This window comes from Chryseobacterium sp. NFX27 (assembly GCF_049887855.1).
In the GTDB taxonomy this organism is placed as follows: domain Bacteria; phylum Bacteroidota; class Bacteroidia; order Flavobacteriales; family Weeksellaceae; genus Chryseobacterium.
On the sequence record NZ_JAGEKK010000012.1, the window covers coordinates 83,876 to 109,351 of the forward strand.

21 protein-coding genes are annotated in these 25,476 nt (G+C 36.4%); 9 read left to right on the forward strand and 12 right to left on the reverse strand.

Annotation, left to right across the window (positions count from 1 at the left end; genetic code table 11):
• Window positions 1-253: 253 nt before the first annotated feature.
• From J4Q03_RS14365 to J4Q03_RS14375, 3 genes are all read left to right on the forward strand, one after another.
• A complete protein-coding gene (locus tag J4Q03_RS14365) occupies window positions 254-1,534 on the forward strand; it encodes a TIM barrel protein (RefSeq protein ID WP_426048826.1) in 1,281 nt (426 codons plus the stop codon).
• Window positions 1,535-1,932: 398 nt separating this feature from the next.
• Complete coding sequence (locus J4Q03_RS14370) at window positions 1,933-3,318, forward strand: FGGY-family carbohydrate kinase (RefSeq protein WP_426048827.1); 1,386 nt, start codon at window positions 1,933-1,935, stop codon at window positions 3,316-3,318.
• Window positions 3,319-3,321: 3 nt separating this feature from the next.
• On the forward strand, window positions 3,322-4,470 hold the full coding sequence (locus J4Q03_RS14375) for an alpha-hydroxy acid oxidase (protein WP_426048828.1): 1,149 nt from the start codon (window positions 3,322-3,324) through the stop codon (window positions 4,468-4,470).
• 330 nt (window positions 4,471-4,800) lie between these two features.
• Here the strand turns inward: J4Q03_RS14375 and J4Q03_RS14380 are convergent, their stop codons facing one another.
• The 6 genes from J4Q03_RS14380 to J4Q03_RS14405 form a co-directional block, all read right to left on the reverse strand.
• On the reverse strand, window positions 4,801-5,220 hold the full coding sequence (locus tag J4Q03_RS14380) for a nuclear transport factor 2 family protein (protein ID WP_426048829.1): 420 nt from the start codon (window positions 5,218-5,220) through the stop codon (window positions 4,801-4,803).
• Between the two features lie 103 nt (window positions 5,221-5,323).
• Window positions 5,324-6,370, reverse strand: coding sequence for a GntR family transcriptional regulator (locus J4Q03_RS14385; RefSeq protein WP_426048830.1), 1,047 nt, complete (start codon window positions 6,368-6,370; stop codon window positions 5,324-5,326).
• A 299-nt stretch (window positions 6,371-6,669) separates the two neighbouring features.
• A complete protein-coding gene (locus J4Q03_RS14390; protein WP_426048831.1) occupies window positions 6,670-7,758 on the reverse strand; it encodes a twin-arginine translocation signal domain-containing protein in 1,089 nt (362 codons plus the stop codon).
• A gap of 175 nt (window positions 7,759-7,933) precedes the next feature.
• The gene (locus J4Q03_RS14395; protein ID WP_426048832.1) at window positions 7,934-10,069 is read right to left on the reverse strand and encodes a hypothetical protein; all 2,136 of its coding nucleotides are present in this window, start codon (window positions 10,067-10,069) and stop codon (window positions 7,934-7,936) included.
• 7 nt (window positions 10,070-10,076) lie between these two features.
• Window positions 10,077-13,673 (reverse strand): DUF4450 domain-containing protein, encoded by a 3,597-nt coding sequence (locus tag J4Q03_RS14400; protein WP_426048833.1) that lies wholly within the window; start codon window positions 13,671-13,673, stop codon window positions 10,077-10,079.
• 1 nt (window position 13,674) lies between these two features.
• Window positions 13,675-15,042, reverse strand: a complete 1,368-nt coding sequence (locus J4Q03_RS14405) for a glycoside hydrolase family 28 protein (protein WP_426048834.1) — start codon at window positions 15,040-15,042, stop codon at window positions 13,675-13,677.
• 584 nt (window positions 15,043-15,626) lie between these two features.
• Here J4Q03_RS14405 and J4Q03_RS14410 point away from each other — a divergent pair.
• Together J4Q03_RS14410 and J4Q03_RS14415 are read left to right on the forward strand one after the other, a co-directional pair.
• Entirely contained in the window at window positions 15,627-15,938 is a 312-nt protein-coding gene (locus J4Q03_RS14410; protein ID WP_426048835.1) for a hypothetical protein, read from the forward strand.
• A gap of 495 nt (window positions 15,939-16,433) precedes the next feature.
• On the forward strand, window positions 16,434-17,096 hold the full coding sequence (locus tag J4Q03_RS14415; protein ID WP_426048836.1) for a hypothetical protein: 663 nt from the start codon (window positions 16,434-16,436) through the stop codon (window positions 17,094-17,096).
• A gap of 151 nt (window positions 17,097-17,247) precedes the next feature.
• Here J4Q03_RS14415 and J4Q03_RS14420 read toward each other — a convergent pair whose 3' ends face one another.
• Window positions 17,248-17,388: a bacteriocin-like protein gene (locus tag J4Q03_RS14420; protein ID WP_426048837.1), complete on the reverse strand. Its 141-nt coding sequence runs from the start codon at window positions 17,386-17,388 to the stop codon at window positions 17,248-17,250.
• Between the two features lie 292 nt (window positions 17,389-17,680).
• On the opposite strand from J4Q03_RS14420, the gene J4Q03_RS14425 reads away from it, so the two are divergent.
• The gene (locus J4Q03_RS14425; protein WP_426048838.1) at window positions 17,681-18,409 is read left to right on the forward strand and encodes an NAD-dependent epimerase/dehydratase family protein; all 729 of its coding nucleotides are present in this window, start codon (window positions 17,681-17,683) and stop codon (window positions 18,407-18,409) included.
• A gap of 103 nt (window positions 18,410-18,512) precedes the next feature.
• Here the strand turns inward: J4Q03_RS14425 and J4Q03_RS14430 are convergent, their stop codons facing one another.
• From J4Q03_RS14430 to J4Q03_RS14445, 4 genes are all read right to left on the reverse strand, one after another.
• Window positions 18,513-19,568, reverse strand: a complete 1,056-nt coding sequence (locus J4Q03_RS14430) for a terpene synthase family protein (RefSeq protein ID WP_426048839.1) — start codon at window positions 19,566-19,568, stop codon at window positions 18,513-18,515.
• Between the two features lie 51 nt (window positions 19,569-19,619).
• Window positions 19,620-20,645: a terpene synthase family protein gene (locus J4Q03_RS14435; protein ID WP_426048840.1), complete on the reverse strand. Its 1,026-nt coding sequence runs from the start codon at window positions 20,643-20,645 to the stop codon at window positions 19,620-19,622.
• A gap of 425 nt (window positions 20,646-21,070) precedes the next feature.
• The gene (locus J4Q03_RS14440; protein ID WP_426048841.1) at window positions 21,071-21,217 is read right to left on the reverse strand and encodes a bacteriocin-like protein; all 147 of its coding nucleotides are present in this window, start codon (window positions 21,215-21,217) and stop codon (window positions 21,071-21,073) included.
• A 28-nt stretch (window positions 21,218-21,245) separates the two neighbouring features.
• Window positions 21,246-21,389 carry a bacteriocin-like protein gene (locus J4Q03_RS14445; RefSeq protein WP_426048842.1) on the reverse strand — a complete coding sequence of 48 codons (144 nt, stop codon included), beginning with the start codon at window positions 21,387-21,389 and terminating at the stop codon, window positions 21,246-21,248.
• A 286-nt stretch (window positions 21,390-21,675) separates the two neighbouring features.
• Between J4Q03_RS14445 and J4Q03_RS14450 the strand changes: the two genes are divergently transcribed.
• Window positions 21,676-22,551, forward strand: a complete 876-nt coding sequence (locus J4Q03_RS14450) for an alpha/beta fold hydrolase (protein ID WP_426048843.1) — start codon at window positions 21,676-21,678, stop codon at window positions 22,549-22,551.
• Between the two features lie 214 nt (window positions 22,552-22,765).
• A complete protein-coding gene (locus J4Q03_RS14455; protein ID WP_426048844.1) occupies window positions 22,766-23,137 on the forward strand; it encodes a VOC family protein in 372 nt (123 codons plus the stop codon).
• Window positions 23,138-23,236: 99 nt separating this feature from the next.
• On the opposite strand, the gene J4Q03_RS14460 is transcribed toward J4Q03_RS14455, so the two are convergent.
• Entirely contained in the window at window positions 23,237-24,730 is a 1,494-nt protein-coding gene (locus J4Q03_RS14460; protein WP_426048845.1) for a hypothetical protein, read from the reverse strand.
• 532 nt (window positions 24,731-25,262) lie between these two features.
• Here J4Q03_RS14460 and J4Q03_RS14465 point away from each other — a divergent pair.
• Window positions 25,263-25,475, forward strand: coding sequence for a hypothetical protein (locus tag J4Q03_RS14465; RefSeq protein ID WP_426048846.1), 213 nt, complete (start codon window positions 25,263-25,265; stop codon window positions 25,473-25,475).
• The last annotated feature ends 1 nt before the right edge of the window (window position 25,476 follow it).

Below are 25,476 nucleotides of genomic sequence, written 5' to 3' on the forward strand. Positions count from 1 at the left end.
TTTGAAGCTTTGTTTTTCAAAAATAAGTGAAACGCCTTTGTTTATCTTGTTTTTTAGGATATTTAAATAATCTTTGTATTGCTTTGCGTTTAAAATTATTGCAAACAAAGGCACTTCGTTTATGTAAGTAATATAAAATATTCTTGATAGTTAATATTATTTTCAAAATTACAGAAGGTTAAAAAATATATAGTTTATTAATTGGGAGGCTTTAAAAGTAAGTCTTCAAATTGAAAATTTTAAAAATCAAATCATGATTATAGGAAAAGATATCATTGAACAATACAATAAAAGCGAAATTGAAAACTTTACGACAGATTTCGATTTTCTACAAAATAAATTAACAAAATCAGGAGCAAATGTTGCTGATATTGTCAACAAAATTGCTGATTTTCAGGTAGCAATTCCAAGTTGGGCTTTAGGAGCGGGAGGAACGCGTTTTGGAAGATTTTCTTACGGTGGTGAACCTTCTTCTTTAGAACAGAAATTAGATGATGTAGGATTAATTCATGCATTAACACATTCTGCAGGAGCCGTTTCATTACACATTCCTTGGGATATTCCAAGTGATGTGAAAGCAATTAAAGAAAAAGCGACATCTCACGGACTTGTTTTTGATGCTATGAATTCAAACACATTCCAGGATCAGGCCGGAGCAAAACATTCTTATAAATTCGGTTCTTTGAACGCTGTGAATGAAGATTCAAGAGCTTATGCCGTAGAACACAACAAAGAAGTCATCAGAATAGGAAAAGAATTAGGTTCAAAAAGCTTAACCGTCTGGTTGGCAGACGGAGCAAGTTTTCCGGGACAGTTGAATTTCCAGACCGCTTTATCAAACACTGAAAAAAGCTTGAAAGAAATCTACGCAGAAATGCCGGAAGACTGGAAGCTTTTCATCGAGTATAAACCTTATGAGCCCAATTTCTACTCAACAACCATTCAGGATTGGGGAACATCGTTTATGTTGGCCAATGCTTGTGGCGAGAGAGCGTACACGTTGGTAGATTTAGGCCATCATTTACCGAATACCAATATTGAACAGATCGTTGCAACCTTGATGTATAAAGGAAAATTGGGTGGATTCCACTTCAACGACAGCAAATATGGAGATGATGATTTAACGGTGGGTTCTATTAAACCTTATGCTTTATTCTTGATTTTTAATGAGTTGGTGTACGGAATGGAAAACAATCCAAACAATCCTTATCCGGCCTGGATGATCGACGCAAGCCACAACATCAAAGACCCGTTGGAAGATTTGTTACAGTCTCTGGAAGCTATTTTAATTGCTTATGCTACAGCACTTCTGGTTGATCAGAAAGCTTTAAAAGCAGCGCAATTAAACAATGATGTCGTTGGTGCGCAGGATATTTTGCAGAATGCTTACAGAACAGATGTTCGTCCGTTATTAAGAGCTGCAAGATTGCAGACAGGCGCGGCTTTAGATCCAATCGCGGCTTACAGAAGCTTAAAGGTAAGAGAAAATTTAATTACCGAAAGAGGTTTAGAAACCAAAGCAACGGGGTTATAATCCTGTTTAAAATTGATAGTTTCAACTTTTGAGTGCAATCGAAAGTTTTTATTATATGTATCCTTATATTTTTATCATTAAGGTTGAAAGTGTTTAGATAAGTAGGATTTTAAGCATTGCTGCTTTAAGAAATGAGTGGATTTTTTCTTAGTGCATCTTACGATCTAAACACTCCTTAATGGTTGAAAATAATATGAGAATAAAGATCTTATAAGCATAATTATTATTTGTGTTCTTTACTAAGTGAAACGCCTTTGCGGTCTTAAAAAACATATAGTAGTCAAAAAACCTTTGCGAACTTTGCGTTAAAAACATAAGTATAAGTAAACTTATGAACTACGTTCGCAGACCTACAGTCTGTTCGCAATGACAGAATATAAAAATTTAATTCATCAAGAATGTCCAAAAAAAAAGTAACCATAGTATTTGATATTGGAAAAACCAATAAAAAGTTCTTTTTATTTGATAAAAATTATAAAGAAGTCGTTCGTGAATATACGGAATTACCGCTCACAACTGATGAAGATGGCTATCCTACAGAAGATCTTGCAGCCCTGCAAAACTGGATAAAAGATAATTTTAATGCCATTCTTGATAATGAAGAATATGAAGTAAAGGCAATCAATTTTTCCACGTATGGAGCGAGTTTTGTGCATGTGGATCAGAAAGGGAATATTCTGACTCCTTTATACAATTACACCAAACCGATGGATCAGGAGATCCTTGATTTATTTTACGAAAAACATGGAAGCAAACTAAAAATTGCCCGTGAAACAGCATCTCCTCAGGCAGGAATGCTAAACTCAGGCCTACAGTTGTTTTGGTTGAAATATAAGCATCCGGAAATATTCAAAAAGATCCGTTACAGTCTGCATTTACCTCAATATTTATCGTATCTGTTTACCGGAATTTATGTCTCGGAATTTACTTCAATAGGTTGCCATACCAATTTGTGGGATTACGAGAAAGCTGATTATCACGACTGGGTGTATGAAGAAGAAATAGATGCCTTATTGCCGCCAATTGTACCGACGTCAGCGAGTATCAATACTTCCTACAGAAACAAAAAAATCAAAATCGGGGTGGGAATTCACGACAGCTCTTCGGCATTGTTGCCTTATATTTTAAGCAAAAAAGAGCCGTTTTTACTGCTTTCTACAGGAACATGGAGCATTTCGTTAAACCCATTTAATGGGGAAAGCTTAACGGATGAAGATATAGAAAACAACTGTTTGAATTATATGCGGATCGATGGAAAACGGGTAAAAGCATCCCGCTTTTTCATGGGGAATGAATACAAAATTCAGGTAGAAAAACTGTGTGTGTATTATGGAAAAGAATACGGCTTCCACAGAGAGGTGCAGTTTGATCAGGATTTGTATCTGCGGTTAATGAAAAATAAAAATATCTATTTTCGCTTTGAAGGAATTATTTTAAAACGAAAAATGATCAGTGAAACAGATTTAAAATCCTTTGCAACTTTCGAAGAAGCCTATCATCAATTGATGATAGAACTGATGGATTTACAGATTCATACAATTAAAAACGCCATTGGAAATTCAGCTATTGAAAATATTTTCATCGATGGCGGATTCACCGACAATGATGTATTTATGAAACTGATGTCTCATCATTTCCAGCATTACAACGTGATGTCTACACATTCTCCGTTGGGTTCTGCGTTGGGAGCTTCTATGGTAATTTCCAACAAGAAAATAGACGAGACTTTTTTACAGCAGCATTATCAGATGAAAGTGCTTCAACCGTTAATTCTTAATTTATAAATCATGGCATTTCCATTTGATACCCGCTACGCTTCGCTTGAACTTTTAATTGAAAAGGCTAAAAAAAGAATGCCCCGATTCGCATTCGAATATCTCGATGGCGGCTGTAATGAAAACATTAACAGAGATAGAAACACAAGCGAATTGAGAGAAGTTTTGCTTCGTCCACGCTATCTGAATAATTACAGTGAAGCCAGTATGGAAACTGAATTGTTTGGCGTTAAATATGCTGCACCTTTCGGAATTTCCCCTGTTGGTTTACAAGGATTGATGTGGCCCAATGCACCTGAAATTTTAGCAAAAGCAGCTTTTAAACACAATATCCCATTCATTTTAAGTACGGTTACAACAAGCAGTCTTGAAAGAATTTCTGAATTAACGGAAGGAAAAGCCTGGTATCAATTATACCACCCACGAGAAGAATGGCTGAGAGATGATATTCTCGATCGTTGTGAGGCTTCAGGATACGATGTTTTGGTCGTTTTGGCAGACGTTCCAACTTTTGGATATAGAGCAAAAGAAATCAGAAATGGTTTGGCAATGCCACCTCAAATTAATTTCCGAAACGTTTCACAGGCTTTAGCAAAACCAGAATGGTGCCTGGAAATATTAAAACATGGTGTTCCCAATTTTGCCACCTTAGAAAAATATATAGATAAAAACATGGGTGTGAAGCAATTAGGACAATTTATGAATTCCACTTTTTCCGGTAGATTAAATTCAGACAGGATAAAAGCAATTCGCGATAAATGGAAAGGGAAATTAGTCATTAAAGGGGTTGCTTCCGACGAAGATGCTGCAGAAGCAGTTCGTTTAGGATTCGATGGAATGATCATTTCCAATCACGGCGGAAGACAGCTTGATGCAGGAGAATCAACGATTGCCGTTGTGAAAGAAATCAGCGAAAAGTATAAAGATCAAATCAAAATAATGATGGACAGCGGTGTGCGAACCGGTCCGGATGTTGCCCGCGCTTTGAGTTGCGGTGCCGAATTTACATTTATGGGAAGGACTTTTATGTATGCAGTCGGTGCTTTAGGCGATAAAGGTGGCGATCACATTATTGAAATGCTTAAAATGCAGTTCAGACAGGTGATGGAGCAGCTATGCTGTGAAAAGCCGGAAGATTTACAGAATTTCAGAGTGAAATAATTATCAAAATAAATATTCAATAGGAACGGGCTTTAGCCCGTTTTTCATTGTCAAAATTCTGATTGGCTTTAGCCAAAACTTACAATTTCTGTTGACAGTTTCAAAATATTTTAAACGTAAAGATTTAATTTTAAGAAAAGATAATTGTAAGGAGCAAAGTATTGCAACAAAGTTGCTCATGAATCTGCTTCATAAGAATCAATTTATTGATTCCATTCTTTGCCACCTAAAATATTCAGAATAATAATAAAACTTTGCGTTAAAAATAAACGGTTCAAAGTAAAAATTCGCAAAGACAACCTTGCGAATTTTTATTTATAATTCGAAAATTTATTTCTTCTTCTCAGATTTTACAGCTTGTCTGGCAAGTAACTTCCAGTCATTTTTCACTTTTACCCAAACCAATACTATATCCAAAGTTACATCGCCCGGAGCTTTTCCAAAATCAGCAGTCGTTGCATAAAAATGGTGACGGATAATGGCTGTATTTCCAACAATATGGATGTTCTGATTGGTAATATCAATGGTTACAAAATCCGATTTTTTACTGACTAATTTATCAACAAACTCTGCAGCATCATCGATGTGACCTCCCGAATGTCCATACGTTAATTCTGGTAAGATCAAAGATTCTAAAGCTGATTTGTCGCCGCTTATCATTGCTGATCTTAATTTTTCAGCAGCGTCAGAAACTGCGTTTGTATCATTTTTTTTCTGTCCGAATACAGAAACTGCCATGAAAAAAGTCATGACGAAAATCAAATTTTTAATCATAATTAAAACTATTGAATAGTGAACTTTATATAGTGTATATTGAAATGTGTAATCGATTGCGCATTGATTTAAAAAAAATCTACAAAGAATCTCTCTGAATAAATTTAAAAACATTATTCACGGATTCCTTTTTATTTTTTAGAATCATATACGCTGCAGATTCTCCCATGGCTTTAAAATCTGTGGTAATTACAGTAATTCCAAGCAATTCTTTCAAAGGAGTTTCGTTGTAGGAAATAATGCCGATGTCTTTACCCGGCTCAAGATTTTTCTGTCTGACCTGCTTAACCAGATTTACCAGATCCCGTTCCCGGATCGTGATGAAAATATCTTTATCCTGCAATTCCATGTCAGGATAAATTTCATCAAGAATTTCATAATCGAGTTTAAAATCCTTACAAAACTTCTCGAAACCGCGGACAATACGGAAAGGATAGGGGTGAATGGATTTGTCGGGATAAACTAAAATTATTTTTTCGTATTTTTTTATTTTGTCTAAACCTTCCTTTAAAGCATTGTAGATATCATGCTCGAAATCCTGAAAAATAGAGCCGTATTCTCCGGAGATATTAGGCTTGGTATTGTCTAGCAGCAACAACTTGTTTTTCGGGATTTGTTCAATCATATCTAAAACTTGCTGTGTGGAACTGGTATGTTTAGACTGTTCATCACGGAAATGTGGCATGATCACGTAATAATCAAATCCGCCCAGGTTCTTTTTTAACGAATTGATGAAAAGAGTTTCGTCACAGTGATAAATGTACATCTCCACATTTCCTTTGGTACCGATTGCATTAACGAAATAATTATAGATCATCATCTTATAAGTACTCGGTTTGTTGATAAGGAAGAAAATGTTGATGACATCGTTTTTATTAATACGTGATATATAATAACCTTTTCCCTTTACAGATTCGATGATTTGTCTTTTTCGGAGCTCTTTATAAGCTTTTTCTACAGTATCTCTTGAAAGAAAGCAGGACTCGCTGAGTTCATTTATGGAAGGAATCTTTTCTCCAATTTTGATCTCTCCACTATCAATTCCATTGAGAATAGAATCTACAATCTGTTTGTATTTAGGAACTCTGGAATGCTCATTGATCATTATTTCAAATGTTTCTGCCATGATGTTGAGATAGGAGATATTTATTTCAGGTTAAAAAATAATTCAAAAAGTTGACTAACGGTATAAGGCAAGTTACAAAAAATTATAATAACTTTTTTGACATGCTTTTAATGATGTAAATCTTTATATATCAATTATAATTGTGATTTGTTCCGGTATAAATTATAAACGGGAAAATACAATTTTAGTATACGAAGTTAAAAACAACGTGGGAAAAATTAATAATAAAGCTTTTTGATGATGCTTAGTCTGAAGTTTATTTCCTGTAAAGCAAGAAAAATATAAAAATGAACTGGGAATTAAATTTTGGTGTTTATAATTTCAAAAACAAAAGAGGTAGACGTTTCGAACTTTCCTCCCTGTGTGGCTCCGAATAGAAATTTAGGGGTCTTACCGCCTTTGTCCATCAGAATCATAGGCCGTTCCAATCTTCCGAATCGTTTTAAATGAGCAGGTGCTGCAGGCTCCTTTATATAAGTCTTCATATTAAGATAAGCAACTTTGGGTTTGGACCATGTAAGACCATTTCCGGAAGTTAAATGCAGACCGTATTCATGATTAAAAAATCCCATATCACGGGCCACTATATGGAATTTTCCATTTTGTTTCCAGATAAAAGCATCTTCCAGCTGGGCATTGTCAGGCAGCAATGAAAAATCAATAACAGGATTTTCCTTTATTTTCTCGTAAGGACCGGAAGGATGATCAGCCTTTGCCAGTCCATATTTTCGGTTTCCCCTTACCGGACCTTTCTGATTTTCATATTCTTCAGTGTTCCATGATTTATAAAAAAGCCAGAATTTGCCGTCATTTCCTTTTATAAAAGCTGGGTTTGTCGTACAATGGTCGTCCCACGAGCCTTTTTCTCCGGGAAGAAGCAACGGTTTTTCAGGCCTTATCCAATCTCCGTCAAGGTTTTTTGAAGTGGCAAGCCCTATTCTTTTGGTATTTGTTTTTCCATTTTGGTTGCCCATGTAGAAAAGATAATATTCGTCTTCTACTTTGGTAATTAAAGGATTATGACAAGTTGTAGCATCCCAAAATTCGCCACCTCTGGGAGCGAGAATAACTTGTTTATGCTTGAATTCTCCATAAGGGGAATCGGCTTCTGCACGGCAAATTTCAGAACCATTAAGCCAGCCACCCATTCCTTTTTCTTTTTTCCATCTGGAATAAAAAAGATGAACCTTACCGTCTTCGCCCCAAATCGGAGAATTACACCAAATGTAATAGTTCTCTAATGAAAAGGTTCGCCCGATTGGTTTTAGGTTGAAATAAGGTTTGTCGGAAGATGAACCTGTAAATGACAATCCCAGAACCCCAGCTGTGATTCCAAGGGCTGAAGTCTGTAAAAAATCTCTGCGTGTAAAGTGTTTGGGCTTGTCCATCTCATCTTGATTTACTGCTAATTTAGCATAAACATATAAGTAGACTGTCCTGTACTTTCGGTGATCGTTTAAATCCGAACTTATCTGTCTTTATTTAGATTGATTTTGAAAAATTTAATGTCAGGGCATAAAAAAGTCTGCCTTTCAGCAGACTTCAACTATATGAATATGAAATTTAAGGCATTTTCTTGAAACCTTCCGCTTTTATTTTCCATGACCCATCTTTCGGGAAACCCGGAAATTCACCTTTCGAACGGTCCCAACCTTCAAGCATCATCGCAACGGTTGTTAAAATGCCGCCATTTCCCGGAAGGTAGATTCTCAAACGACCATCCTGGTAATTGTGCCCGTTTTTAAGATAGGTATTCGTCTGGATTTTCATGAAAAGTGCATCTAAAGCTTTATTCGGAAGTCCTAATCTTGCCGCATTCATTGCCGTCATCGGAAAATCCCAACCCCAGGTATGTTCCCAGTTCCATCTTTCCCAAACAATATCCAGCGTATTTTTCATGATTTTCTTATCCAGTTTCGGAGATTCCGGGACCATGCCTAATGCTCCTAAAACTGCAGGGTGATCAGTCATCCATTTTGGAAAAGTAAATGAATCTTTTGCCGATTCAGTCGATAAATAAACACCGTCCTGAACCGGAAGCGGAGCCAGTTTTGAAATCACCTCATCCCACTTTTTATCTCTCGGCTGTCCCAGTCTTTCCTTCCACTGCTGAGCAACTTTCAGCGCCCAATCCCAATATGCCACTTCATAAGTGGGGTTGTAGGTATCTTTCGCAGGAAAAACTTCCTGTGCGGGAATCACTCCTTTACCCAGATTATAACGGTCTTTTTCTTGGTCATAAGTGGCAAAATCCGCCATAAAATCTGCTGTGGCAAAAATCAGATCTTTATATTTTTCCAGAACTTTTTTATCCTGCTTGTCACGATACAAAAGTTCGGTCATATAGATAATATGCGGCTGTTCCCAGATCAGGAAGGCTGCCACAGAAGACGGGCTTTCATTTCCTTCATTGTCAGACATCTTAATCCATCTTACGCCTTTATAGCCTTGTCTTTGTGCTAATTTTTTTGCTTTGTCAAACGATCTGAAATAATAATCCAGTTGTTTTTCCAAAATTTCAGGTCTTCCCCACAAAGCGTAATGAACACCATGCCACCAATGCATTTCTGTATGTGGCTTTCCGTACCAGCTGTTGAAAGTTAAACCTGTTTCCTGTGGCGGATTGCTTCCTCCACACTGAACTTTTGTTAAATATTCTGACAGCACAACTCTGCGTTCCAGTTCATTTGCTCTTGGATCCGTACTGCCTTCAAAATCTACAGCAGCGCCACTTTTCCAGAAAGATTCCCATCCCGCATTGCTTTCTTTTTCGGCATCAGCAAATAATGTTTTACTGCTTTTTGTATTTTTATCGGAGAATTCTACACTTAATTCAATTGTTTTGTTTTTAGAAGAAGGTTCGTATACAAAATAATGTTTTCCGGCTTCCCGCAGCTTTCCGTCTGTGAAATAAAATTGAGTATAATAATCAGAACTCTGCAATTGGTGTTCAATCAATCCCTGAGTTTGATTTGATGAAATAATTTTCGTTGTATGATCATTTTCATTTCCGTAAAAAGCAGCATCATCCAGAAACTGTCCGGTTGGAGAAGGGTAGCGTGCAAAAACCTTTAATCTGTTTTGAGAAATCAAATCCGACTCAATTTTAACTCCAATTTTATCGGAATTTTGAAAAGAGGCAGTCCAGACTTTTACAGGCATTCCCTCTAGTGAAAATTCACTTGTGATAATTCCTGTCCAAAGATCAATTTTTTGATTAATGTTGGTAAGATCTGATATTTTTGCTTTCTGGCCGTCTTTTTTAAGTAATTCAAGACCAATATTTCCCAGTTGCAGACGGTGTTGGTTCACACGGAAATATTCTACAGCGCCTTTATTTCGTTCAGGTTCTTTTAATTGAACACTGTACAATGCTTTACGTCCGTCATTGTTGAAATCGTACGCTTTTAATGTTTCCTCAAATTTATAATCTTTAGTATTTGGAAAGCTGTTCCAGCCCCATTCGGATTGAGTTCCAAGGGAAACACCTTTTTTATAATATTCCGGAAACGACTGCATTCCGGTAATATCAACAGTGTATGCAAATTTCCCGTTACCAACCGTTAAAGAAGATAAAGTATCAGCTTTTGTGTTGACAATATTATGTCGCTGAACGACCTTTTTACGGTCAATTTTTTGAGCATTTAGCGTGGTAAATCCTATTAGAAAAAGACTGAGGTATATTGCTGGTTTCTTCATTTAATTTTTATTTAAATACAGTGGCACTCATCAGTCCGATAACGACATCGTTGCTCACTGCTGTTAATTTTATTGATTTTAATTCTTTGTTTGGATTAATCGGCAAATCAAGAACAGTTGCAGCACCGCCTTCTACAGCGCGGTCTGTAAATCCTTTGATGCCTGAATATTTGGTTAAGCTTCCTCCTTTGTATAATTCTCCGGTTTTCAATTTTACCCGGTATGGAATTTTATCATCCGGAATTTCAAAAGCAAAATTATCATCAAATAAATCCTGTTCAATCGGCCACCAGTTTATAGGGTTTTTCAGTTCTAATTCTGTGTGGGTACCATCAGAATATTGAACCGTAATTGTCCCATTTGTAATCTGCGACTGCATCGGATTGGTAGAACCTGCCATCAGGAAATAGATTTTTTTTCCTTTTCCTGTCAACGGAATTTCAACCGATTTCGGGAAATTATCCCACTGGCTGGTAAAGACAATATTTTTATCTGCATTATCAATTAAAAAAGGAATTCCTAAATATTCCAGTTTTCCGTTTTTACGATTTGCCATCAATCCGCTGTCGTCAATCTGAGCCGTGATCAACGGATAACACCAGTTCCCGATTCCCTGCCACGGAAGCTGTAGAGTAGGGACGTTGAGTCGGGGTGAAAGATATTCTTGATTAAAAATTCGGGTGACTTTTTCATTATATTTTGAGGCTAATGAAATTGGTTTAAATTCACCTTGAGTCTCAATTTCCCAATCTGTTATTTCTACATTTTGTTTGATTCCGTTATATTCAAGTTCAATAGAATTGGTTCCTTTACTTAAAGCATTGACAGGAATTTCAATGGATGCTGTTTGGCTTTTCTGAACTGAAAAAGTTTTAACAAAACCATTAATACTAAGTTTTCCCCGGATATTATTTGATGATTCGGATTGAATTTGCAGTTTTTTATTCGCCCAATTCATTTTCAAAGGATATTGAATATGAACATTCACAGGCTGCCACCATTTTGTTCCGTTTTGCTCCAATTGAACGAAAAAAGTTCCTTTTCTTTCTTCTTTAATTAATTCAAACTTATTGTTAACCACCCCAACCTTCGGCCACCTCTCCAAAGAAGGGGGATTTTTGATCAGTTCTTGTGGATCGTAAATTTGAATGATTTTCTTTTTTGGATCTAAATTCAATTGCAAGTTTTCAGAAATGTAATTCACATACTCTGTCTTTTCAGTTTTTAATTCTTCCCCGGAATAGGTGATTTCAAGGGTAAATTCTTTCCCTTTTTCTGTTTCCAGTTTTACAAAAGGCTGTAGAATAGAATTAGGCTGTATCGCCCATTTCACTTTTTTACCGTTTACTGTTACCGATTTTATCTGAGTATGGTTTACCGGAATCAACCAATCAAGCGACACAGGATTGGCAAAGTCTGATTTAAACCAATAAGTTGTTTTTTTAGAATTTCTGTTAAATTTAAATTCCCAATCCGGAAGTTTAAGTTCTGCAAAATTCCAGTCTTTAGGAACCCCTGGTTTTATATTAACTTTATTTTCTAATAATTTAGGATAAACTCCGAAAAGCCCTTCTGTCAGAGTTCTTGCAGCAACTCCAATTGGATCGGCAAAATCTCTGTACAATTCACCGCGAAATGCATCATAATGTGATAATTGCTCAAAATTTCCCGGACTGATTCCGTAATACATACTTTCGGCAAGATTTCCTTTCCAAAGCCGGAATGCATCTTCGTTTCTCCCTGACTGCCAATAGGCTAAAGCCGTTTGTAAATTCTCTGCCAACGCTACATTGTTGATCGACCAATCATAAGGCTGCCAGTTGGTGGTGGAAAGTGTATAATAATCTTTGGTATTTTCACCTTGTACTGTTATGGGAATCTTCGGAATATGACTGTTGATGTATTGTATATTTTGATAATTTTCAAATTCATTTAAAATATAGGCATCGGCAACATGATAAACCGACCAGATTCCCGGCCGATCATGAAGAATCTGATTACCCAAAGCATCCTTAAATTCAGCAAAATAACCGTTTTTTTTAATCCAAAGCTGGCGTTTCATTGCTTTTAAAATGGATTCAGCTTCTGTTTCGTAAATCTGGGAGTTTTCGCCAATAATTTTTGCCAGTTTCGCCATTTCACGATTGGCTCTGTAATTATAAGCGGAAGTATGCGTCACCTTTCCACCCGAATATTGCAATGCGTCACTTGCCCAAATTGCAGCATATGCATCATAAAGACCGTCCCGTTTGAAATTTCTTTTTTCCCAATCCATGTGACGAACCATCGCTGGCCACATTTTTTTTAAAAGTTCAACGTTTCCGGTATAATTAAAATGGGAAAACATCTGATCAAAGAAAACCAGATTCATATCATAATGATGCGGTCTGGTATTGTCATTCGGATTTCTTGAAATATATCCGCTGGAAAATACCGAAGTTCCCATTTTCTCTTTATGTCTTGCCAAATGCAACAGGGTATCCATTTCAACGGGTGCGGAATCAGGCTTCAAAACCTGAGAATTTGCATAGCTTTCAAAATGTTCTTTTGCGCGGTCATGCCAACTGAGAACGTCGGCTGCATAAGCTCCACGCCAAGCATTTAAACGCATTCTCCAGGCAACTGCACCGTGCATAAAGGTGGGGCTTTCCCAGATTCCGTCTGCAGCGACAGCCAAAGTTGCCCCGAAATTATTTAAATCTGAATCGGGAGTTTTTAACTGAATTCTATTGATTAAATTTAATCGGGATTGCTCTGCGTCTTTAAATATAACTGCAAGCTGTTCGTCTGAAAAATTTTTATCTGATTTTCCTTTTTTAATTTGAATATAAACGGGATTTTTCTGTGCAGCATATGTTGCGTAAATAATTGGTGATTTTTCTGCTTTATTTTGCGTGAAATCAGATAGTTTTTCCAACGTTTTAGCATCAGTCAATTGTAATGAACCGGTATTGGAAAAGCTTCCGCTGATGAACTGATTTTCTTTTTTCCTGTTTAAATAAGTAAGGTGAAACTGGTTCTTAGTGATTTGAAACTGATTATTTGTGCAATATTCGGGAAGCAAATAAAATCCGGATTCCGGATCTGCACCGATGTCCCCGTTTCTGCTGAATGTCGTTCCGCTTGCACCGCCATAAACTGCGTAGATTTTTGCCGTGGAATCTATATTTTCAGTTTCCATTTTTAAGACCAGACCTTCTTCTTTTGATTGGGCTAAAACCATCAGTTTCAAACTTCCGTTTCCGAGAACAGGATCTTTAATGGTATAAAGCATCGAACCGGGGCGATAACGGGTTTCAATTTGATCAGCCTGAATTAATTTTTTAATGGAGTTTCCTTTCTGAATAACGAATTGAAGATTTCCACCCATTCCCGGAAGATATAATGCGAATTCCGGCAAATCTCCCGCTTCAACTCGTGACGCACGGTTGTCTCCGTATAAAGCACGATTGAAACGGTATTTTCCATTAACCAATAAAAAATCGCCCTTGTCTTCTTTATAATGCAGTTGTCGCTCATTTTTCTGCCAATGTTTAGATTGTGAAAATGAGGATGAATAGGCAGACAGAATAATTAAGCCGGCTAAAATGGATGTTCTTCGCATTTTATTTTTTTAAATCAGTTAATGGCTGTCCGTTTACGGTCACATTTTTCAATGTGACATTCTTTAAGAAATCAACTTTATAGGGGATTTCAACACCGTTCATTTTTGCGTTAATCATTGTGAAATCTGTTACGGGAGAAGATTCATAAGCATCAGAAAGAATGGCATATTTTCCGCCTTTTTCCACGACTAAATTTTCTACCCAGATATTTCTGATGGTCGGGATGTAATTACCCGGTTTTTCATAATGCATGTTGAAACGTACCGCAGCTTCTTTATAGGCGCCTACTTTTGTGTTGTAGAAAAATACGTTTTCAATGATTCCGCCACGGCTTGAGCTTGTTTTTATTCTTAAAGCTCTGTCAAGATTCTTACTGTCCATCACATTTCCGATAGCATAAATATTTTTTGCTCCGCCTGCGATTTCACTTCCGATCACAACACCGCCGTGCCCGTCTTTCATTTCACAGTTTTCGATAATATGATTTTCTGCAGGCTGTCCGATGTCTCTTCCGTCTTCATCTCTTCCTGATTTTATAGCAATGCAATCGTCTCCCGTATCGAAATATGAATCTTTAATCCATACATTTTTGCATGCTTCAGGATCAAAACCATCATTGTTAGGACCGTGGCTGATTACTTTTACTCTTTCAATTAAAACATTTTCACAAAGCACAGGATTAAGATTCCACATGGGAGAATTTTTTACCTGAACATCTGCCATCCAGAAATTTTTACATTGATAAGGCTGAACAAAATTGGGTCTTAAATAATATCCGTCTCCGAAAATTCTTTCTCTGGCAGGTTTTCTCTGGGCCATATATTCGTGAAGTTTTGCGCGGGCCGGATTTTGTCTTCCCGGGCGGGATTCGTTATATCCGTATTTTGCTGCGCCACACCAAAACCACCAGTGATCGTTATCAGAATTTCCGTCTAAAGTTCCTTTTCCGGTTACTGCGATATTTTCTTCTTCATATGCATAAATAAGGGATGAATAGTTCATACATTCCATTCCTTCCCATCTCGTGAAAACGATAGGGTAGTCGTTGCTGTCCTGACTAAACAAGATAGTTGAGCCCTCACTTACATGTAAATTGACATTACTTTTTAAATAAATAGCACCTGTCAAAAAGATTCCTTTTGGAACGACAACTCTTCCGCCGCCTTCTGAGTTACATTTTTCGATGGCTTTCTTAAATGCTTCTGTATTTTTTGTTTTTCCGTCACCAATAGCTCCAAAATCAGTAACGAGATAGTCTTTTTTTCTGAAGGTTGGTTTTACAATTTGTTTTTTTAATGCCGCGATTTCCTTTAAAGGCTGTTCAGCGGAAGTCCAAGGTTTGTATTGCGCCAAAATAGGAATTGACATGATTAATGCGAAAAATATTAAAGCGTATTTTTTCATAATGTTAGAAAAATATTAGTTTAAGAAAGAACATCAATATTAAAAATCTCTTTCTTTATCGCAATCTAATATAATTATGATTAAATATTATCCTGCACTGTCTGTGTGAAATTTATTAATTTTTTTTCTTCTATGTTGTTGTCAATGGCATCAATCTGTCTTGCCTCTCGTTTTGTGTGTTTTTACTTTCTTTCAGCTTTTTAATCTCTATAAAATCATCAAAATCAGCTGTATTTACAGTTTCTCGCTGGAAATTAAGATGAACTTTAATATAGAGCATAAAGAACTCAAGTATGAATGCAGTAAAAACTTTATATTATAGCATAAAACAAAAGCCACTTTCGGCATTTATTGTTAAGATCTTGTAAGAAGAAATAATATTGCAGAGTTTGCGGGATATTCGTGGTATTTTATAAAAAATAAAAAGACACCGCAGATTTAGACTTATGTATTTGTAAATTAATATTTTCTGAATATTTATTAAATTAGTTTCATAAACTGGACTTTAATATTTGCATACTTTTGTAACTAATTAACCTCCAGAAATCATGAATGTACTGAAAAAACTTCTTGAATCATTCCATTTATCTAAGCAATTGGTTGACTTTATTATGGCTGGTGGAGAACATAGAGAAATTAAAAGCATGGATTCACTGGTCTCTTTAGGTGATATTGCAAACAAAATGTTTTATGTAAAAAAAGGAGGACTTGTTTCACAGTATTTGATGAAAAGTCAGAAAGAGAAAGAACAACCAACTTTCACTTGCCCAGCTTTCTGCCTTTTTTTGTTATTTCAGAAAGCTATTTTGATGATTTGCCATCCTTATCTCAAATTAAAGCCTTTACAAAATCTGAAGTAATATATTATGAAAAGGAAAAAGTTTTAGAATTGGTTGACACTAATGATGAGTATAGAGATTTTTATTATAAAAATATAGTAGAAGTTTTAATTTGCAAAGAGAAATTAATGTCGAGGCTTATAACATTAAGTCCCAATAGGTTGTATTTTACTTTGCTGAAAGAATATCCGGAAATTATAAAAAATGTTCCTTCTAAATATATTGCTGAATTTATGGGAGTAACTCCACAATGGTTAAGTAAAATAAAAAAAACAAATCATTTCTGAAATTAGTTTCAGATATGATTTAACATGGTCTGATTAACTTTGTCCTGTTAATTTTAAAAATATAATGATGAAGTTTTTTTTACCCTTAAGTATTTTTTTAGGAGTCGTTTTTACAACCGCCCAGGTCGGGGTCAATACACAAAATCCTCAGGGAATATTTCACATAGATGGTGCGAGAAATAATCCAAATTCTGGTTCTCCTACTATTTTACAACAAAATGACGATATTGTGGCCACATCAACAGGAAGATTAGGTGTTGGTACTATTACTCCTATTGCAAAAGTAGATACGCGCCCGAATCCTGGAAATGTTACACCTGGTGAAGGACCAATAGCTTTCGGTGAAACTGTTATGGCAGCAAGTTCAGCCGGTGCCGGTGCTATGAGGTACAGCACTTTATCAGGTGGACTATTGGAATATAGTAATGGTATCGTATGGAATACACTAACTTCCTCGGTACAAAATAGTATTATAATAGCCACTAAACAGACTGCCCAATCTATAAATGATAATTCAGTAGTAAATATCACTCAGTGGTCAGAATCAGTTGATCTAAACAATGATTTTGATCCCAGTACAGGGGTGTTTACTGCACCGAGAAACGGGAATTATCAGGTAAGTTTCTCATTCACTCTGGATAATATTACAGGAAATTATATCACTGCCTCATGGATAGAGGCTATTATTGCGTTAAGTGACGGAACTAGAAGGGTTTCATCGATTCCGGTACCTGTCCAGACTAATGGCTATGCAGGCGCAAATGTTTCATTTGCTGTTCGCTTAAATGCCGGCCAAACTATCAGGCCAACAATTTATCAGCGTTCAGGAAGTCAAAAGTCCCTCAGAATTACGCAGGATGGCTTTAATAACTTTTCTGTAGTAGAACTTTAAAGATACAAATTGAAAGGATGGATAAACATTTGAAAATAGGTCACTAAGAATTGCCGGACAAACTGGTAAAGTAATCTTGATAAAGGTTATTGCTTACAAAATATGATAAAAATTAAAAGGAGTACATTGTTGTTGTACTCCTTTTGTTTTTTTATGGCTCAAGTCCAGGACCCCCACATGAGTTATAAGGAACACATGTTAATTTATCATTTACAAAACACATTCTAACACAATCTGCACCTCCAAGAATTGTTTTTAACTCTGCTTTTTTAAGCTTTTTTAGATTTTTCATATGAATAATATTTTATATTGTAGAACAAATCTGAAAAATAATTATTATATAATAGTAGAATTAACAAATTTTAACTTTAAAATTATTATTATTTTTCACGGTTGTCCGATACTAAGAAGCCAAATTAGTGGCTTTTGAAATCATTTTAAATTGGTGCTGTAAAATGCTTTAAATACTAATCTTAAAGCATCTTTTTATGACCAAATTTGCATATATTGCCGTTTAACTTTTAAGGAGTTTTTTGAAGTTGTCTATACTTTGGAATCTGCTGAAAATCAGACAAGCAATATTCATGCGAACAAAAATATTAATTACTGGTGGCTCGGGAAAAATTGCAAGCCACTTTATCAAATCTTTTTCCGATCAATATCAATTTAGAATTTTTGATCTTCAACCCTCTAAGATTCAAGACATATCTCTGGAATATTTTCAGGGAAATCTTACGGATAAGGAATACCTTGTAGAAGCGTGCAGAGATATGGACATTGTTATTCATTTAGGCGGAATTGCCAATCCGGATGCCTCTTTTAATGATTTACTGGATGCCAACATCATTGGAACGAAGAATATTGTTGATGCGTGTATGGAGGCCGGCTGTAAAAGAATTATTTATGCAAGCAGTGCGCAAACAATAGAAAGCTACCCAAAAGATATTCAAATTAATACAGAGATGCCTGTAAAACCAGGAAATTTATATGGTGTTTCTAAATGTTTCGGGGAAGCCCTGCTCTCATACTATTGTTATAACACTGAATTAAGCGCCATATGCCTTAGGATTGGAGCTTATGAATTTCCAGAGGATTTTACGGAAATGAATGCTCGGGATATGAGTGCTTATCTGCATCCCGATGATTTAAATCAACTGTTACATCTTTGCATTGAATCTAATAATATAAAATTCAAGATATTAAATGCTATTTCAAATAATACTTATAAACGGCTTGATATCCAGGAAACTAAACTGCATACAGATTTTGATCCCAAGTATAATTCTTTCGACCTTTTTAAGCTGAAAAAATAATAATGGAATAAATAGCGGTATTGATCTCAGAAAATGGGTAATAGCCCAAATTTAAGGGTTTTAATAATTTTTCATAGTTGTTTATTTAAGATGGTTATTAACTTCAGACAACCTTATTGTTGTTTTTCAAATTTTTAATCCAATAGTCACGTTCAACATGTTTTATCTCTAAATCAAGAGACTGTTCATTGGCAGTACCATATTTAGGAATGGCAAAACCTTCTTGAGTATACCGTTTAGTTCCCGATTCATAATAAAAGGCATTGAGACCGTGGACCATTATCTTTACATGATATATATAGTCTTCTACCATTTTCTGGTAAGGACCAAAATCAGGCAAGCAGGCCGTGATAGAATCAATTTCCCTAACCATCTCATCATGCATTTTGAGCGATTCTGCAATGGCTTCTTCCAATGGTATCTTATATTCATGCATTATAACCAGAATAATATTCAGTGTTTCATTATCTGTTGCCAGTTCTTTTCTTATCGAAGCAAAATCATTCTGAATAGCAATAATCATTGACTGAAGTTCTCTTATTCGGTTCATGGCAGGGTGCTCGTGAATGTGTACAGGCAGAGCTTGTCCCATGGCAGCCTCTGTCAGGTTCACAAAAACCTTCTGTCCGATAGAGTACATTCGGATCAATAAATAACGGCCAACAGAGGGGTAGGTATTGCTTAATTTAAATGGTGTTTCTTCCATCACACCATAAAAGAAATATTCTTTAAATTCCCTTGCCATACGTTCGATCCAGAATAACGGCATCCCATTGGCGATCCACTCTTTCCGGGCAGCTGCCATTTGGTGGAAAATGCCAATTTCATTGGGCTGGGGATCTTCTTCCAGCATAACCTCATAGGTACGATCAGCGAAGGCTTTCAGCTCATCCAATGGCATAATTCCTACATAATCATCCATTATGGTATGATAGTAGCCACACCGCAATATAGGGCGCATTATTTCAGGATCACTGGTTACGGGCCACATATTAAAAACAAAATCATATAACCGCTGCTTTCTGTATCTGTTTCTTGTTTCTTCATCCAAAAAATTATAATCTTCTCTAAACCATTTCTCTTCTTCGGGAAACTCTACAAAAGGGCTTAAAACTCTCGGCCATGGATAACTGGGAATAGGGACAAGTACTGTTTTCATAGTTGTTTTTAAATTTTTATTCTTAATCATTTCTTTATATTCATTACGTGTCTATTTATTTAGATTGACCTGGCTTAGCTTTTTTTTCAATTCTTGTGCTTCTGGAAATTCCATTGCATTGTAACGGTCCAGTTTTGTAGATATGTTCTTCCAGCCACTAAGCACCATACTCATATAATGCACCCAGTTGATGACTGCATCCTGCCATATTCCAAAATCGGGAAGAGAAGCCTGGAGTTCTACGAATTCTTTCAGGTCTTCGTTGTGCAGGCGCAGATCTTCCAAACAGGCTTCTTTCAGGGACATCTGTCGCTCATGCTGAATGACCTTTACGATATTGTAATAAATACTGTCTGTGGCTTCGTCTTTGAGGACGGATTGTACTTCATTGAAAAAAGTAACCAGATGGCAGGCCAGTGTCTGTAAGCGAATGATTACAGGGTGTTCATGAATTTCCCGTGGGAGAATGATCCCTGTTTCCAGTTCTGTAAGCTGCAGAAAAGGATAGAGGCAGATCGAATTTTCACGTAAGGCAATACATTCGGTAACGCTGGGATATGCTTTATTTTTTTTATATTTCAATTCGGTTTCTAGCCCTGTGAAATACCTGCTTATCATTTGTGTAAACCGGAGGATTGATTCCTGGGGAAGAAACTGCAGCAATTCCTGTCTTAGTGATGTCAGCATAGGGCCTAAAGGAATTCCTGAATCTTCAGCGCTTACTTCGCCATTGAGTATTGCAATAGATTGAATATGTACATGTCTAATGTCTTCAGGCTGGCTTTCTTCATAAAGATCATCATTGTACAAGGTCCACAGCATCAGTCTGCAGACGGGCTTAAACCTTTCAGGTGTTGCTGTAGGAAACCACTGAGCTGCAATATGGGCTGTTTTGGTTTTTTTGTACTTTTTCCGAAGGTCGGGATTCTGCTCATAAAGCCACAGGTATTCGCCATCGATCCACTGGCTTTCGGTGATCTCCTGCAATTGCTCGGCATAAGGATTTTTTAACGTGGGGAAAGGGTACTTAAACTGCTTTCGGAGCAGCTCAAGAGTGCTGAAATTTTCGGTGTTCATTTGGTCAGGTTTTAGTTTAATACTAATATAAATATTTATTTAATATTATGTTAAGTTTAGTGCTAAATATTTGTATATAAATGAAGTATATTTCAATAGGGTGGGATTAATAAAGGTTTTCAAGCATGTAAAAGAAAACATTCAACGACTTGTCAACTTAAGAATAACTCAATTTCTTGGGTAATTTTTATATTTCTGTTCATACATTTTGCTCTAAAATAATGCAATAGCTGGTTAAAATCTGATAATAGATTAAAAATAAGAGGGAATTTCACTATTGGTTTCTGCGATTTCTTTTTTCTGAACAAACAAGATCTAAAGAGTCTGGTAGAACTTCTTTTCTTCACAATGGAAAGCCTTAGAACTTTTGATTCTAAGGCTTTTATTTATGGTAACTAAAGTTGTTACCAGGAGTTGATAACTTTTTAACTTAATATATCACATGGTGCTACACAGATTACCCAGGGACATCTTTTAATTCCCGGAGGCGGGCAGCATGCTTCGGAACAGCTTAGTGCTCCGCCATTAATATTCTTCAACTGATCTCTTGAAACTTTCTTAAAATTTTTCATAATAAAGAAATTTGGTTAAACTTAAAGCTTAGGGCTGGTTTCCACCGCCACATCCGTCGTATGGCATACATTGCCATTTTCCACTGATTAAGCATATCTGACCACCCGGGCAGTTGATACCACCTTTAATTGCCTTCATTTCCTGTCTTTCGATTTTTTTTAAATTTTTCATAAAAATAAGGTTTAGTTCTATCCGAAATTAATAAATTTTATTCAATTCAGGCAAATTATTTATAAAAATATTTATCTTCAGTAAGTATTATTATGTGATAATTTACTTTAAACTCTTTTAAATAAAGTAAAATATGGCAGGGGTAAAAAATGTTTAAACGTAATTTTTAAACAAAATATACAATTGATTTCATCCTTTATAAAATCTTGTCTTGTGGCAAGTTAATTTTCATGATGGTGCAGTAATTTTGGATAAAAGTTTTGATGAACCTAATCTACATTATATTATGAAAAATTTATTCAAATCCTCTAAGGTTTTTAAGCTGGTACTCATCTTGGCAACCATTATGTTTACAGCATCACAGTTATACGGTCAAAAATTAAAACCTTCCGTTAGTGGCTATACACCTGTTAACGGACTCAAAGTTTATTATGAAGCCTACGGAGAAGGAAAGCCTCTTGTATTACTGCATGGCGCTTTTATGACCATTGATATGAATTGGGGGCAATTGATCCCAGAGCTGGCGAAGAACCGTAAGGTAATTGCCATTGAATTACAGGGACATGGGCACACGCCGTTTTCGGAGAGAAAATTAGAGTACACTACTTTAGCAGGTGATGTAAAAGGAGTACTGGATCATCTGAAAATAGATAAGGCGGATATAGCAGGATATAGCTTTGGCGGTGCTGTGGCGTACCAATTTGCAATACAAAGCCCTGAAAGATTAAATAAGCTGGTGATTATTTCTGCTGCCTATAAAAGCACCGGTTGGATACCTGAAGTCAATAATATTTTTAAGGAAATGAAACCCGACCTTTTTACCAACAGTCCGATGCAGGCTGCCTATGATGCCGTAGCGCCTGATAAAACGAAATGGACCAGGTTTTTGGAGCAGATGATGGCAAATGCCGGACAGCCATTTGACTTGGGTGGCTCTAATATTTCTAAAATTTCTGCACCCGTTTTAATCATAGCCGGTGACAATGACGGACTGGATAAAGCTGAGCTGGCAAAAACCTATAAGTTATTGGGAGGTGACATTTCTGCGGATCTCAAGCCTATGCCCAAATCTCAGCTGGCAATCGTTCCGGGGCAGGGACATGTCAGCCTGATGATGGATACCGCCACGATTCTGAACTATTTGAACAGTTTTCTAAAGTAACTGATAGAACTGAATAGTAAATTATCTTAATTCATCAATGAAATGAGACAAATAACTTTTTTATCAATGGGCAGTTCCGGCACCCTTTGCCCGACAGAAGGCTATGTAAGGCCAAAAGGAGTAATTATATAGCCCATGACAAACGTACGGGCAAAATATAACAGGTAATATTGAGGTGTAAAGATTACTTCCTATAACTTAAAACTACAACAATATGAATACAAAATTTGAAGCAGGCATTAATATCGCCATAAAAATTCCAAAAAATAAATATGAAAAAACAGTCGCTTTTTACAGGGATATTCTGAAGCTGGATGTTGAAGAAAAACCGATTGCCAATCCTACCGTTTCCAGAACACATGAAGTGAAATTCGGTAACAATATAATATGGTTGGATTGTGTGGACAACTATACCCATTCCGAGACCTGGCTGCAGCTCACCGTTCCCAACATAGAAGACGCGACAAAATATTTGCAGTCGAACGGTGTGGAGACCTGTGACGAAATTGAGGAACTTCCTGAAAATATGCACTGGATTACTGACCCGGCAGGTACGGTTTTCAATGTACAGGAAACGCCAAAATAATATTAAAAAAAGCTGTAACCACTAGATTACAGCTTTTGTTTTTTTATTAAGAATCCAGGCAATCTTCAGGAACTGAAAACTGCATAGAATTGATTTTGATTATTTGATTGTGACAGTCATATTCGGAACTATGATATCACCATTAGAACCTGAATATCTCTGAGCAAATATTTCAATATAATCATTATTTGAAAGCTCGGTAGTTCCGTTTATTGGCAATACAACAATGTCATTGGTAGTTGATCCTCTGCCGTATACCTTATATTGACTTAAAACACTTCCGTTTTTGGCAATATAGATGATGTAAGTTCCTGCTGACGGGACCTGGAAAGAAATGGATCCTGTTACTTGAAAAATTCTTTTCTTTTTGCCTAAATATTTTAATCTGTTGGGAACACCGTCTGTTGAAAACCTGAATAAATTGGAGGAAATGGAGGATGAATTTGTATTACCAACCTTCACAATATTACTGGGGTTAGTATTGTTGGTAAAACTGACGCCGATGCCGGTTCCTACAGCAGAGTCTACAGCAAAGTCACCAACAGCATTCGTATCTGATTCAGTGGGTATTCCGGCCGCTCTTACCGTCCAGCTATTGTTAAAATTATATCCGGGATAAGTTCCTGTAGCATAGGGTCTGATATACCCTGTAGTATTGGTACCTGTAAAAACAACAGATTCCATAACAGCATCACCGGTTATTGTAAGCCCGGATGTTGAAACATCAAATCCTGTAGCAGATCCATTCACCTGGCTGAATCCGCCCTGCTTTTCCACTAATGTGAAAGTACCTGTCAACCGTTCATACGTCCCGGAATTATTCCCGAACCATCCTATATTACTAAGTAGCAGCTGCGTTATATTATTATAGGTTATGCCGTTACTGTTTCCTGTAAATTGAATGATACTTAAAAACACCAGCCCGAAACCAGAGATTGTTCCAACCGTATTCGAGTTGGCAACAACACAATCCCGGAATATCAGGTTTTGTGCAGCAGATCCGTTTAAATTGAAAACATTTCCACCCGGTGCCGTAAGAGTTATGCTTTTGATGCTGCCCCCTGTAGCCCCTTCAAAAATATTGCCCGAAGTTCTGCGGATAATGTCGTTATTACTGTCATGGCCGGTAATGTAAGAATTATTTATATCGATGGGCAGGTCGAATGTTACCTGTCCATTGATTTCGTACAGTGTATTGGAGTCCATAAGATATTTTCCCCCGCCTCCGGCAGCCAGTTCATCGGCTAAAACTGTATTCAGCACATCAGTAGACTTTATGCGTTTAAAGTTAAGTCTTTCAGTCACACTGCTTGCCAGTGGAGACCATGATGCTGTAGAATTTTCGTAATAATAAAATAATTTCAATGTAGTATCATAGACCAGGAGTCCATCTGCTGGAGATACTATGGCGGTCCTTTCTGCTGTTGTCATCCTTGGAGCCAGCATTCCCCTGGTTGTGGAGCTTACGTCCAGCATAGCACTTGCATCGGGAGTGGGTGTACCAATGCCAATCTGAGCTTTTCCTGTAAAGAACAGAAATAAAAAGAACAGCAGTAAAAAATTCTGAGAATAGCGGGTAAGCATTGTATTCATGGTTTAATTAATTTAAGGTTATGATGATAAGGTTGCATCTCTGTATGGCCGGAAAGTCTCAGTAATAAGGGATTTAATGATAAATAATCCAAACTGTATATTAATCTGATCATATGGATTGTGATAAATAGCAGCAGGAAGAATCATAAGTAAATCTAATAAATCTCAAATTATTGACTTATGATTACAATCATAAAAATTTTAATTAAATATATACAAATAATTGTTTTTTTTTACATATTTTCTGTTCATAAGAAAAGAATATTTAAAATACAGATAAAATTCTCATTGGAAATTCTTCAAAAATGATGTTTATGATCTCAGTCATGATATCGGTGACGGGGAGCTCCTAGATTTGTAAATGATTAATGCATACATACTATCTAAAAATGCTACACTTGCCTCCCGTACTGTGGGAGGTTTTTCTATTTGGGAAAGTGGTTTCAAAATAACCCATTATGATGTGAGTCATAAAAAAGCAAATAGCAGTTTTTATAATTTTGTTAGACACACACCACAAAATTTTAATATTATGAAATCACTAGTATCATTGGCCTTAATTTTAGGCTTCTTTGCCGTCAGCTGCAAAAAACAGTCTCAGCCACAACCTACTCACATCGACAGCCTGAATACCGGAGACAGTATGGTGACCGGTACAGCCCAGGTTACGCCGGATTCCGGGGATAATACTCTTCCGATGGACAGTACGGCTTATGATGTAGATTCCATTAAAAACACTAAGTAGT

Excerpts from the sequence above, each read along its gene's own strand:
- J4Q03_RS14385 (WP_426048830.1), bottom strand. The coding sequence starts at position 6,370 with ATGGCAGAAACATTTGAAATAATGATCAATGAGCATTCCAGAGTTCCT.
- J4Q03_RS14455 (WP_426048844.1), top strand. The coding sequence starts at position 22,766 with ATGAATACAAAATTTGAAGCAGGCATTAATATCGCCATAAAAATTCCA.
- J4Q03_RS14390 (WP_426048831.1), bottom strand. The coding sequence starts at position 7,758 with ATGGACAAGCCCAAACACTTTACACGCAGAGATTTTTTACAGACTTCA.
- J4Q03_RS14450 (WP_426048843.1), top strand. The coding sequence starts at position 21,676 with ATGAAAAATTTATTCAAATCCTCTAAGGTTTTTAAGCTGGTACTCATC.
- J4Q03_RS14410 (WP_426048835.1), top strand. The coding sequence starts at position 15,627 with ATGAATGTACTGAAAAAACTTCTTGAATCATTCCATTTATCTAAGCAA.
- J4Q03_RS14395 (WP_426048832.1), bottom strand. The coding sequence starts at position 10,069 with ATGAAGAAACCAGCAATATACCTCAGTCTTTTTCTAATAGGATTTACC.
- J4Q03_RS14420 (WP_426048837.1), bottom strand. The coding sequence starts at position 17,388 with ATGAAAAATCTAAAAAAGCTTAAAAAAGCAGAGTTAAAAACAATTCTT.
- J4Q03_RS14365 (WP_426048826.1), top strand. The coding sequence starts at position 254 with ATGATTATAGGAAAAGATATCATTGAACAATACAATAAAAGCGAAATT.
- J4Q03_RS14400 (WP_426048833.1), bottom strand. The coding sequence starts at position 13,673 with ATGCGAAGAACATCCATTTTAGCCGGCTTAATTATTCTGTCTGCCTAT.
- J4Q03_RS14405 (WP_426048834.1), bottom strand. The coding sequence starts at position 15,042 with ATGTCAATTCCTATTTTGGCGCAATACAAACCTTGGACTTCCGCTGAA.
- J4Q03_RS14380 (WP_426048829.1), bottom strand. The coding sequence starts at position 5,220 with ATGACTTTTTTCATGGCAGTTTCTGTATTCGGACAGAAAAAAAATGAT.
- J4Q03_RS14375 (WP_426048828.1), top strand. The coding sequence starts at position 3,322 with ATGGCATTTCCATTTGATACCCGCTACGCTTCGCTTGAACTTTTAATT.
- J4Q03_RS14435 (WP_426048840.1), bottom strand. The coding sequence starts at position 20,645 with ATGAACACCGAAAATTTCAGCACTCTTGAGCTGCTCCGAAAGCAGTTT.
- J4Q03_RS14445 (WP_426048842.1), bottom strand. The coding sequence starts at position 21,389 with ATGAAAAATTTAAAAAAAATCGAAAGACAGGAAATGAAGGCAATTAAA.
- J4Q03_RS14370 (WP_426048827.1), top strand. The coding sequence starts at position 1,933 with ATGTCCAAAAAAAAAGTAACCATAGTATTTGATATTGGAAAAACCAAT.
- J4Q03_RS14465 (WP_426048846.1), top strand. The coding sequence starts at position 25,263 with ATGAAATCACTAGTATCATTGGCCTTAATTTTAGGCTTCTTTGCCGTC.
- J4Q03_RS14460 (WP_426048845.1), bottom strand. The coding sequence starts at position 24,730 with ATGAATACAATGCTTACCCGCTATTCTCAGAATTTTTTACTGCTGTTC.
- J4Q03_RS14430 (WP_426048839.1), bottom strand. The coding sequence starts at position 19,568 with ATGAAAACAGTACTTGTCCCTATTCCCAGTTATCCATGGCCGAGAGTT.
- J4Q03_RS14440 (WP_426048841.1), bottom strand. The coding sequence starts at position 21,217 with ATGAAAAATTTTAAGAAAGTTTCAAGAGATCAGTTGAAGAATATTAAT.
- J4Q03_RS14425 (WP_426048838.1), top strand. The coding sequence starts at position 17,681 with ATGCGAACAAAAATATTAATTACTGGTGGCTCGGGAAAAATTGCAAGC.